Origin of the sequence: Rhizobium sp. Rhizsp42 (assembly GCF_047304155.1) — a bacterium.
Taxonomy (GTDB): Bacteria; Pseudomonadota; Alphaproteobacteria; order Rhizobiales; family Rhizobiaceae; genus Rhizobium.
On record NZ_JBGLYS010000029.1, the window covers coordinates 87,717 to 97,865 of the forward strand.

Sequence of the window (10,149 nt, forward strand, 5' to 3'; positions counted from 1 at the left end):
CGGGATCAAGCTCCAGCCGGACATCATGTCAGTCGAACGGCGAGCGTCCTATCCGGGGCTAAATATGCCAATGACTTTTTAAGTATTTGCTAACGATAAACGGCCGGTCTGCGATTGCGCTCAGCATGGGGTGAGGCAATTCATCACGGCTCGAAAAACGTCTTGTTGAATTGCGCGGCCGTCGGTGACGCGATATCAGGCAAGCGGAAGGGATCACTCCCTCGGGTGAGGAATTTATCGATGAGAACAGTGCGTATCGCCGTCTGGGTTGCCGTGTTTCTGATGGCCGGCATCCTGGGATGGCTGACCTTGAATGTGACGCAGACCAAGGAGGTGGCCTCCGACGGTCCGTTCGGCGTGCCGTTCACGCTTGTGGCGCAGGATGGCAAGCCGATCACCGAGCAGGCGTTTCGCGGCAAGCCGTCGGCGGTGTTCTTCGGCTTCACCCATTGCCCCGAGGTCTGCCCGACGACGCTGTTCGAGCTGGATGGCTGGTTGAAGCAGGTCGATCCCGATGGCGACAAGCTGCACGCCTATTTCGTCAGCGTCGATCCGGAGCGCGATACGCCCGATGTGATGAACCAGTATGTGTCGAACGTCTCCAAGCGGATCGTCGGCATTTCGGGGGCGCCCGACAAGGTGGCGGACGTGATCAAGGGTTACCGCGTCTACGCCAAGAAGGTGCCTGTCGACGAAAACAACCCCAATGGTGACTATACGATGGATCACACGGCCTCGGTGTTCCTGCTCGATTCCCAAGGGCGTTTCGCTGGAACGATCGCCTATGGCGAAAATCCCGATACGGCGGTAAAAAAGCTGGAGAACCTCGCCAACAAGGGATGAGATCATGGCGCCGGGGCATCGCAGCATTCTGATTGCAGGCGCCGGCACGACCGGTCTCACCGTTGCCCTCGAGCTCGCCCGACGCGGCTTTCGCCCGCGTGTCGTGGATAATGACGTCGGTCCCGTTCCGCTTGCCGAAAGCAGGGCACTGGGCGTCAATGCGCGGACGCTGACGCTGCTTGGTCCATCGCGGGTGACGGATGCCATCCTGCAGGAGGCGCAGCAGATCGCGCAGTTTCGCGCGACCTCCGAGGGGAAACGCCTGGCGACGGTCGACACGACCAAGCTGCCGGGGCGCTTCAGCGCCATTTACGCGCTGGCGCAGGGACACACCGAACGGCTGCTCCTGAGCAAGCTCGATGATTACGAGGTCGATCCCGAATGGCAGACGGCGATCGAGAAGGTATCCGGGGATACCAAGCCCGTCGTCACGCTGCGCAAGCCTGACGGGACGGTCGAAACCGCCACCTTCGATATCGTCATCGGGGCGGATGGTGCGCATTCGGTGGTGCGCAAGGCTGTCGGCATCGGCTTTCCGGGCGAGGCGCTGGAGAGCAGCTTCTATCTGGCCGACTTTCGCTACAAAAAGGAGATCGATCCGCATTTCATCGAGATGCAGCTGGTCGATCCAGGCATGATCGGCAGGATCCCTGTCGAGCGCGATGTGCTGCGCTTCATTTCGACGTTGCCGGATTTCGGGCAGAAGATCGTCCATCCCGGGCCGGTGGCGGAGCGTCTCTGGGCCTCGGAGTTTCGCATTCATTTCCGGCATGTCGAACAGATGGCCAAGGGCAATGTGTTTCTGGCAGGCGATGCCGCGCATATCCATTCGCCCGCCGGCGCGCGCGGCATGAATCTAGGGATCGAGGATGCCTGCTGGCTCGCTTATCTGATTTCCGAGGGGCGCGAAAGCGAGTACAGCCGGTTGCGGCTGCCGGCGGTGAAGACGGTGCTGAAGCAGACGCGGCAGCTGACAAGGCTGATTGCGATGCGCAATCGACTGGCTATTTCGATCCGAAACCTTGCGGTGCCGGTGCTTTTTAGACTACCTGCATTCCAACGAAGATTGCTGACCGGCGTTGCGGGATACGACACGCCGCCGCCGCCGTGGATCGACGGCGCGTTGTAACGGGAAAGACCGACCTTGAGTGAAATCCGCCTCTATGTGACGACGACAGAAGTGCTGGCCGGGGAAGTGCTCGACCTTTTGTCCGAGGTGTTCGGCGAAGAAGACTTCGCCATCGCCACCACCGAAATCGACGAGAAGAAGGACATCTGGGAAGCCTCCGTCTACATGATGCAGGTCGACGAGGATGACGTTCGCGTCCGCGTCGAGGCGGCGCTTTCCGAAGCGTTCCCGGATATGACTGTCGAGCGCGAGGTCATCCCCGATGTCGACTGGGTGGCGAAGTCGCTCGAGGGGCTGAAGCCGGTGCGGGCAGGGCGCTTCCTGGTGCATGGTTCGCACGACCGCGACAAGGTGCGCTCCGGCGATATCGCCATCGAGATCGATGCCGGCCAGGCCTTCGGGACCGGCCATCACGGCACGACGGCGGGCTGCCTCGAGGTTATCGACCGGGTGGTGCGTTCGCGTCGGGTGCGCAATGCGCTCGATCTCGGCACCGGCAGCGGCGTGCTGGCGATCGCGGTGCGCAAGCTAAAGAACATTCCGGTTCTCGCCACCGACATCGATCCGATCGCCACCCGTGTCGCGGCCGAGAACGTGCGCCGCAACGGCATCGCGTCGGGCATCGTCACGGAGACGGCGCCGGGGTTTCATTCGACGGCGTTCTCGAACCACGGTCCGTTCGACCTCATCATCGCCAACATCCTGGCGCGGCCGCTGATCAAGATGGCGCCGCAGCTCGTCACGCATCTGGCGCCGGGCGGATCGGTGATCCTGTCGGGTATTCTGGCATCGCAGCGCTGGAAGGTGCTGGCGGCCTATAATGGCGCGCATCTGAGGCATGTGCGCACCATCTGGCGCAACGGCTGGGTGACGATCCATCTCGACCGGCCGTAAGGTCTGGATCCAGGTCCGCATAAAAAAAAAGCCCCGAGCGCCTGATTGGCCTCGGGGCTTTCAACTAGAATTGTGCCTGGTATGCCGCTAGATGCTCTGGAAACAATTCTTCATAAAGCTGATGATCTATCCCGAGGATGGTGACGAGGATCTCACCCGCTTCCTTGGAATAGTCTTCGATAACAACGCCTCCGCTTGACGGAATCGATACTCCATCGAACTTGACGGTCAGAACGCCCCTCTTGATTAGATCAGCATGGAAGGAGGGCGTCGTCAGCAGGTTGCCAAAGGCAACGCCCATAGGCGGATCGCCGCTCTCAAGAGAGCTGCTGCCGACCAAAACGTCATTTGCATAGATTTCAAATCGCTTCATGTGCACCGGTTGTCCCCTAAGATCGCCAGAAGACCACCATCCGCGATTTGAACGAATAACAAGAAGGGGCCTGGCCCGATTCCACATTTCAGTTAGCGGCTGGCCTCGGGGCTTTTGCATTTCAATCGCGTCACGTCGCGACAAAAAGAAAAGGCGGCGCCAATGGCACCGCCTTGCGACCGGTTTCCCGATCATGTCTGCGAGCTTGATGAGGAGGAGTGCTCAAGCAGACGTCTACTTATTCTGATCGCCGTTCCGGTGAGGGAGGAGGAGAGCGGAGCGGCGCGTTGCTCAGAATGCGTAGCTTCTTGCGGCGCCAGCGAGAATGGTGCGGGGGCCTTCGTTCAGCGGGCGACGAGCGCCGATGATATGACGGACAGTCTGGCGCTCGCCAGCCTGTACCGGGCTGCTGTAAGCGGAGCGCGACAGAGAGGCAGTCATTTCAAAATTCCTTTTGTTTCCGGTTCACTTTGAACCATTCGATGAGCGCCTTATAACCGATTGAAAAAATCGAGGCAGAGGGTTTGTCTCATGGGAGCCATGCAGCCAATGCATAAAGCGTGCCAAGCCGGTGAATTGCGCCTCATTTCCGCCCAAATATTACGCGGCTTTCGGTTGTCGGCGAGACGTGGTTTTTCTCCCGTTCGCGTGATTTTCCGATAACATAGCGGCATTCCGCCTGCCGGATTCGTGTTGAATGTCGGACCAAACATCAGGTTTTTGAGCATGTACCAGTCTTTCGAAGTCACCTCCACGCCACAATTCGGCCGCGATCGCACCTCTGCGCTGCGTGCAAGTTTCGACGATCTTGCGATTGACGCCTTTCTTGTCCCCAGGGCGGACGAGTTCAACGGCGAATATGTGCCGGCCTGTTCGGAGCGGCTGGCGTGGCTGACGGGCTTTACCGGCTCGGCCGGCATGGCGCTGGTGACGCGCACTGAGGCGATCGTATTCGTCGACGGTCGCTATGTGACGCAGCTCGCCGAGCAGGTGGACGGGTCGGTTTTTACGGGCGGCGATCTCGTTAACGAGCCGCCGCATCTGTGGCTCGGCAATCACGGCGCCAAGGGCCTGCGGCTCGGGATCGACCCGTGGCTGCATTCGGGCGCCGAGGTCAAGCGTCTGGAGAAGGCGCTGGACGCGATCGGTGGTTCGCTGGTCATCCTTCCGCACAATCCGCTCGACCGGCTCTGGGCCGACCGGCCGCAGGAGCCGCTGGGCGCCGTTGCCATCCAGAACGTGGCGCAGGCGGGTATTCTCGCCGATGAGAAGATCGCCAAGATTGCGGCCGATCTTAAGGCCAAGGATATCAAGGCCGTTCTGATCGCCGATCCGTCGTCGGTCGCCTGGATCTTCAATATTCGCGGCGCCGACGTGCCGCACACGCCGCATCCGCTGGCGCGCGCCATCATCTACGCCGACGGCAAGGCCGATCTGTTTCTTGACAAGCGCAAGACCGGGATCGAGCAGGAGGCCTATCTGGCGCAGATGTGCGTGCAGCTGCCGCCATCGGCGCTCGAGGACAAGCTTTCGGCTGTCTCAAAGGCTGGCGGCCGGGTGCTCGTTGATCCTGATCTCACCTCCTACGGCCTTGCCAGCATCATCCGCGCGGCTGATGGTGTCGTGGTCGAGGGCAATGATCCGGCGAAGCTGCCGCGTGCGGTGAAGAACAGCGTCGAGATCAACGGGTCTGCGGCGGCGCATCTGCAGGATGGCGCGGCGATGGTCGAGTTCCTGTGCTGGCTGGCGCAAACCAAGCCCGGCACGATGACCGAGATCGAAGTCGCCGAGAAGCTCGAGGCGGCGCGTGCCAAGGTCGGGCAGAGCATGCAGAACCCGCTGAAGGACATCTCCTTCGACACGATTTCCGGTGCCGGACCGCACGCGGCGATCATGCACTACCGGGTGACGACCGAGAGCAACCGCAAGCTTGAGGCGGGCGAGCTGTTCCTGATCGATTCCGGCGCGCAGTACATCAACGGCACCACCGACATCACCCGCACGGTGGGCGTCGGTACTGTTTCGGAGGAGCAGAAGCGGTTCTTCACGCTGGTGCTGAAGGGGATGATCCAGATCAGCACGGCGCGGTTCCCGAAGGGGACGCGCGGCTGCGATCTCGATCCATTGGCGCGTATCGCGCTTTGGCGGGCAGGGGCCGATTTCGGCCATGGCACGGGTCACGGCGTCGGCTCGTATCTCTCGGTTCACGAGGGGCCGCAGCGGATCTCCAGGATGTCGACGCAGGAGCTTCTGCCGGGGATGATCCTCTCGAACGAGCCGGGCTACTACCGGCCAGGCGCGTTCGGGATCCGCATCGAGAACCTGATCTATGTGCGCGATGCAGAGCCCGTCGAGGGCGGCGACATGCCGGTGCTGAGCTTCGAGACGCTGACCTTCTGCCCGATCGACCGCAGCCTCGTCATTCCCGAGCTACTGACCCATGACGAGCTGCACTGGTTCAACGACTATCACGTGAAGACGCGTGAGGCGCTGATGCCGCTGATCCACGACCACGAGGTCAAGGCGTGGCTGGAGAATGCGACGCTGCCGCTGGAATACTGAGAACTATCGAAGTTGTGGGGGCGGCGACCGTTTGATCGGTCGCCGCGTCAGCCGCCGATCGTGTGGCGCCAGGCCATGACGACCGCCCAGGCGGCGACCAGCATCCATGTGTGCGAGACGCGCAGGCCGACGAGCAGGGCAACGACCAGCGCCAGCTTGGTTTCCCAGCCGCCGGTGAAGAAGGCGGGGGCGACGAGCGTGGTCAAGACCGCTGCCGGCACGGCGGCAAGGGCTGCTTCCATGCGCGGCGGAATGCGCTTCATCGTGGTGATCAGGATATAGCCGCCGATACGCGTCGCATAGGTTGCGACGGCGGCCGCCAGGATGATCAGCAACATGTGGGGATCGAAGGTCACGTCACACCTCGTGCAGATCGGATTCGAGTTCCTGCGCCGTCGGCGGCGGCGGGAACAAAGCGGCAAGCAGGATGCCGGCGGCAGCGCCGAGGCTCACATGCCAGGGCGAGCCGACATAGTGATAGGCGACGACCGAGGCGACGGCGCTGACGGCGGCCACGGGAATGAAGTTGTCGCGGTGGCGGAAATCGAGAACGATGCCGAGGAAATATGCCGGCAGCAGGATATCGAGCCCGATCGACTTCGGATCGCCGATATAGCGGCCGAGCGTGCCGCCGAGCAGGCTGACCAGCGTCCACGGAACATAGATGATCAGGCCGAAGCCGAGATACCAGGAGAAGGTCACCGGTTTTCCGGCTTCGCCGCGCTTCACCGTCTCGGCGAACTGCGGGTCGACGAGCAGGAAGAAGGTGAAGAACTTCTGCAGCTTGGTGAAATGCTTGATGTAGGGCGCGATCGCCGCCGAATAGAGCACGTGGCGGAAATTGACGGCGAGGATGGAGGCGACAATCAGCCATGCCTGGACGTCATGGCCGAAAAGCTCGAGGCCGACCATCTGGCTGGCGCCGGCATAGACGGTGGCGCTCATGAAGGTGAGTTCGAAGAGCGACATGCCGTGATCGGCGGCCAGCGCGCCGAACAGCGCGCCAAACGGGGCGGAGGCCAGCGCAATGGGGAAACCGCCGCGCAGGCCGTCGATAAAATTCGCGCGTGACATCGGCGATCATCCTCCTGGAATTTGGAACCCCTCTAAGGGGAGGCGGCTATGGCCGCAAGCGAATTTCCTTGATTGACCGATCGATTTCGCTGAACGGTGCCAATGCAGTAGCCGTGAAGCAAACGAGGGGACGATGAAGCCGATCGAATTTTCCAAGGACGAGAAGGCGGCGTTGATCGCGCGCATCCAACATCACTTCGACCGCGAACTCGACCAGCCGATCGGTTTGTTGAAAGCCGAGCTGGTGCTTGATTTCTTCGCCAAGGAGGTAGGGGCTGCCTATTATCGCCAGGGCATCGACGATGCGCAGGCGGCGCTGGCGCGGCGCATCGATGATTTCTCCGATGATGTCTATCAGTTGCAGCGCGAGGCCGGCGATTAGTTTTCGATCAGCTGCTCGCTGGTGACGACGTCGATGCCGCTTTCGCGCATCTCCTTGATCGCGGTGGCCACACCTTCCGGCGTGATGCCGCGGCTGGCGTCCTCGATGAAGCGAACCTTGACGCCGGGGAGCATTTCGAGCGCATCGAGCGCCGAGAACTTGACGCAGTAGTCGGTCGCGAGGCCACAGAGGTCGAGCTCGGTAACGCCCTGTTCCTTCAGATAATCGGCAAGGCCGGTGATGGCATGCTGGTCATTGTCGCGGAACGCGGAGTAGCTGTCGACGTGGTGCTTCTCGCCCTTCTGGAAGATCACATCGATCTCGGGCACCCTGAGCTCGGGATGCAGTTCGGCGTCTTTCGTGCCCTGTACGCAATGATCCGGCCACATCATCTGCGGCTTGCCTGAGAGTTCGTGGAGTTCGAAAGGCTGTTTGCCTTCATGAGAGGAGGCGAAGCTGCCGTGGCCTTCCGGATGCCAATCCTGCGAGGCGACGATCAGGTCGTATCGGTCGCTTGCGATCAGCCGGTTGGCTATCGGGACCACCTTGTCGCCATCGGGAACGGCGAGGTTTCCGCCGGGGCAGAACCCGTTCTGGATGTCGATCAGCAGCAAGGCCTTCATTGGCAGTTTCTCCACCTATTGTTGCACGGCAACATGCCAAGACGTGTGTGATGGCGCAAGAGTGGAAACGCCCCGCCAGGACGGCGGGGCGCGATTTTATCGATCAGGCGTGACGCGCGATCTGGTGCGATACCGGGCGGTGACCCTTCAGGCCATAGAAGACGATGTATGCGTAGCACACGATCGGCATCAGGAAGGCGAGGTGGATGCCGATCGTATCGGCAAGAACGCCCTGAAGGACAGGCAGGAGCGCGCCGCCGACGATCGCCAGGCACAGGATGCCGGAGCCCTGGCTGGTGAACTTGCCGAGGCCATAGAGACCAAGCGAGAAGATCGTCGGGAACATGATCGAGTTGAACAGGCCAACCGCGAGGATCGCCCACATTGCGGTGTGACCGGTCGTGAACACAGTGACGAGCAGCAGGATGATGACGGCGGCCGCGTTGAAGGCCAGCGCCTTGCCATCGTCGACATAGCGCATGGCGACCGCGCCGATGAAGCGACCGACCATGGCGCCACCCCAGAAATAGGAGACGTAATGGGCGGCGTCGGCCTCGGAGAAGCCGGCGATGTCGGGCTGGCTCATGAAGTTGACGAGGAAGCTGCCGATGCTGACTTCGGCGCCGACATAGACGAAGATGCCGATGGCGCCGAGCACGAGGTGGCGGAACTGCCAGGCAGAACCACCGCCGACGATCGGTTCGATCTCCTCATCGCCTTCGACCTGCGGCAGCTTGAGGGCCGCGAACACGGCGGCAAGCACCAGGAAGGCGGCTGCGAGCAGCATGTAGGGGAACTTCACGGCGCCGGCTTCGGCGATCCTGATCGCGTCGAGCTGTTCGGGCGTGGCGCCGGAAACGGCCGCGGTGGCCGCCGACAGGATGAGGAAGGCACCGAAGATCGGCGCGACCGTCGTGCCGAGCGCGTTGAAGGCCTGGGTCATGGTCAGGCGGCTGGCGGCGGTATCCGGCGGGCCGAGAACGGTAACGTATGGGTTGGCCGCGACCTGCAGCAGCGTGACGCCGCATGCGAGCACGAAGAGCGCGCCGAGGAAGAGGCCGTAGACGCGGTAGCTGGCGGCCGGAACGAAGAGCGCGCAGCCGATGGCGGCGACGATCAGGCCGAGCACGATGCCCCACTTATAGCCGATACGCTTGACGATCGCGCCCGATGGCAGCGAGGCGATGAAATAGGCGCCGAAGAAGCAGAGCTGAATGAGCATCGACTGCGTGTAGTTCAGCTGGAAGACGTTCTTTAGATGCGGAACGAGAATGTCGTTCAGGCAGGTGATGAAACCCCACATGAAGAACAGCGATGTCAGGGCAATGAGCGCAAACTGATAATTGGCTGCCGGAGACGACGATGCGGACGTCTTCGCAGCATTGCTTGTTGTTATACTGGCCACTTTGGTACCTCCTGTTGTGGACGCCGGGTATTTTCCTTTGAATGCCGTTGTCAAAACGGGCCGGCGGTGGCTCGGCGGGGCGCTCTGGGAGAAAGCGTGCAGCAAGCCACGATGCGTCATATACGCGCAATTCTCAGATTTCGATAGTATTCAAAGTATTTTGTTGTGCTTTGCGGTAAAATGTTTCGCATTTGCGAGATGAGGGGTGGGGGAGAGGGTGTTTTGGGGGTGTTTTGTAGCGAGCCACCTCCCGGTTGTGCCGTGTGTTACCCCCCTCTGTCCTGCCGGACATCTCCCCCACAAGGGGGGAGATCGACTCGTGGCTTGCTCGCCAACCAAACAATGAGCGTAGAGCGAGCGGGAGAACCCAGCCAATCTCCCCACCTGTGGGGGAGATGCCCGGCAGGGCAGAGGGGGGTATCACACGGCACGAAGCCAACCATCATCCGACGCACACCAAAACCGCGCGCGAAGCAAAACCTCGCGACGGTCGGCGTCATGAAACGGGAAGGGCAGGCGGTTTGGTATAGGTGGTATTGGTTGTCAGGCTGTCCGCCTGCCCGATCACCTCGGTTTCCGGTTCGCCCGACCCGACAGGAGCGTCTCTCGGATCGGTCTTACCGGTGGATCATCGGCCCTGACGGCGTCCAATCCCCTTGGCAATCATCACCACACGCCGGATTTCGAGCGGCTGAGCATCCGGTTCGCGACCCGGCTCCCAGTGCGGTGACGAGGGGAGTATGGCGCGGTGGTGTGGGGTGGGGATGAGAAAAGTGCGATGACGGGGTTAAGGGTGTTGAGCGGGTTGAGGGATTTGTTTTGTGGGGTGGGTGGTTGTGCCCGTGAGGTGGGGTGGTGGTATGG

Annotated in this window: 11 protein-coding genes; 5 read left to right on the plus strand and 6 right to left on the minus strand. The window is 61.5% G+C overall.

Annotation, left to right across the window (positions count from 1 at the left end):
* Nucleotides 1-240: 240 nt before the first annotated feature.
* Genes ACCD05_RS23715 through ACCD05_RS23725 form a run of 3 tightly spaced genes read left to right on the plus strand, consistent with a single transcriptional unit; the run spans nucleotide 241 to nucleotide 2,866 of the window.
* The gene (locus tag ACCD05_RS23715; RefSeq protein ID WP_413395759.1) at nucleotides 241-843 is read left to right on the plus strand and encodes an SCO family protein; all 603 of its coding nucleotides are present in this window, start codon (nucleotides 241-243) and stop codon (nucleotides 841-843) included.
* Nucleotides 844-847: 4 nt separating this feature from the next.
* The gene (locus ACCD05_RS23720; protein ID WP_413395761.1) at nucleotides 848-1,972 is read left to right on the plus strand and encodes an FAD-dependent oxidoreductase; all 1,125 of its coding nucleotides are present in this window, start codon (nucleotides 848-850) and stop codon (nucleotides 1,970-1,972) included.
* A gap of 15 nt (nucleotides 1,973-1,987) precedes the next feature.
* Nucleotides 1,988-2,866 (plus strand): 50S ribosomal protein L11 methyltransferase, encoded by an 879-nt coding sequence (locus ACCD05_RS23725; protein ID WP_018897590.1) that lies wholly within the window; start codon nucleotides 1,988-1,990, stop codon nucleotides 2,864-2,866.
* A gap of 64 nt (nucleotides 2,867-2,930) precedes the next feature.
* On the opposite strand, the gene ACCD05_RS23730 is transcribed toward ACCD05_RS23725, so the two are convergent.
* Together ACCD05_RS23730 and ACCD05_RS23735 are read right to left on the minus strand one after the other, a co-directional pair.
* Entirely contained in the window at nucleotides 2,931-3,239 is a 309-nt protein-coding gene (locus ACCD05_RS23730) for a hypothetical protein (RefSeq protein ID WP_413395764.1), read from the minus strand.
* A 291-nt stretch (nucleotides 3,240-3,530) separates the two neighbouring features.
* Nucleotides 3,531-3,680 (minus strand): hypothetical protein, encoded by a 150-nt coding sequence (locus ACCD05_RS23735; protein ID WP_018897591.1) that lies wholly within the window; start codon nucleotides 3,678-3,680, stop codon nucleotides 3,531-3,533.
* Between the two features lie 285 nt (nucleotides 3,681-3,965).
* On the opposite strand from ACCD05_RS23735, the gene ACCD05_RS23740 reads away from it, so the two are divergent.
* Nucleotides 3,966-5,801, plus strand: coding sequence for an aminopeptidase P family protein (locus ACCD05_RS23740; protein WP_413395766.1), 1,836 nt, complete (start codon nucleotides 3,966-3,968; stop codon nucleotides 5,799-5,801).
* Nucleotides 5,802-5,848: 47 nt separating this feature from the next.
* Here the strand turns inward: ACCD05_RS23740 and ACCD05_RS23745 are convergent, their stop codons facing one another.
* Both ACCD05_RS23745 and ACCD05_RS23750 read right to left on the minus strand, forming a co-directional pair.
* Nucleotides 5,849-6,157 carry an AzlD family protein gene (locus ACCD05_RS23745; RefSeq protein ID WP_018897593.1) on the minus strand — a complete coding sequence of 103 codons (309 nt, stop codon included), beginning with the start codon at nucleotides 6,155-6,157 and terminating at the stop codon, nucleotides 5,849-5,851.
* A 1-nt stretch (nucleotide 6,158) separates the two neighbouring features.
* On the minus strand, nucleotides 6,159-6,875 hold the full coding sequence (locus ACCD05_RS23750) for an AzlC family ABC transporter permease (RefSeq protein WP_018897594.1): 717 nt from the start codon (nucleotides 6,873-6,875) through the stop codon (nucleotides 6,159-6,161).
* A 133-nt stretch (nucleotides 6,876-7,008) separates the two neighbouring features.
* Here ACCD05_RS23750 and ACCD05_RS23755 point away from each other — a divergent pair, with 133 nt between their 5' ends.
* Nucleotides 7,009-7,257: a DUF2164 domain-containing protein gene (locus ACCD05_RS23755; protein WP_047505768.1), complete on the plus strand. Its 249-nt coding sequence runs from the start codon at nucleotides 7,009-7,011 to the stop codon at nucleotides 7,255-7,257.
* Here ACCD05_RS23755 and pncA read toward each other — a convergent pair.
* Nucleotides 7,254-7,880 carry a bifunctional nicotinamidase/pyrazinamidase gene (gene pncA / locus ACCD05_RS23760; protein ID WP_413395769.1) on the minus strand — a complete coding sequence of 209 codons (627 nt, stop codon included), beginning with the start codon at nucleotides 7,878-7,880 and terminating at the stop codon, nucleotides 7,254-7,256. The two genes, ACCD05_RS23755 and pncA, sit on opposite strands and share 4 nt — an antisense overlap.
* A 103-nt stretch (nucleotides 7,881-7,983) precedes the next feature.
* Nucleotides 7,984-9,285, minus strand: coding sequence for a sugar MFS transporter (locus tag ACCD05_RS23765; RefSeq protein ID WP_413395771.1), 1,302 nt, complete (start codon nucleotides 9,283-9,285; stop codon nucleotides 7,984-7,986).
* Between the last annotated feature and the right edge of the window lie 864 nt (nucleotides 9,286-10,149).

Coding starts and splice junctions, on each gene's coding strand:
- ACCD05_RS23715 (WP_413395759.1), top strand. CDS start 241: ATGAGAACAGTGCGTATCGCCGTCTGGGTTGCCGTGTTTCTGATGGCC.
- ACCD05_RS23720 (WP_413395761.1), top strand. CDS start 848: ATGGCGCCGGGGCATCGCAGCATTCTGATTGCAGGCGCCGGCACGACC.
- ACCD05_RS23730 (WP_413395764.1), bottom strand. CDS start 3,239: ATGAAGCGATTTGAAATCTATGCAAATGACGTTTTGGTCGGCAGCAGC.
- ACCD05_RS23735 (WP_018897591.1), bottom strand. CDS start 3,680: ATGACTGCCTCTCTGTCGCGCTCCGCTTACAGCAGCCCGGTACAGGCT.
- ACCD05_RS23740 (WP_413395766.1), top strand. CDS start 3,966: ATGTACCAGTCTTTCGAAGTCACCTCCACGCCACAATTCGGCCGCGAT.
- ACCD05_RS23750 (WP_018897594.1), bottom strand. CDS start 6,875: ATGTCACGCGCGAATTTTATCGACGGCCTGCGCGGCGGTTTCCCCATT.
- ACCD05_RS23755 (WP_047505768.1), top strand. CDS start 7,009: ATGAAGCCGATCGAATTTTCCAAGGACGAGAAGGCGGCGTTGATCGCG.
- pncA (WP_413395769.1), bottom strand. CDS start 7,880: ATGAAGGCCTTGCTGCTGATCGACATCCAGAACGGGTTCTGCCCCGGC.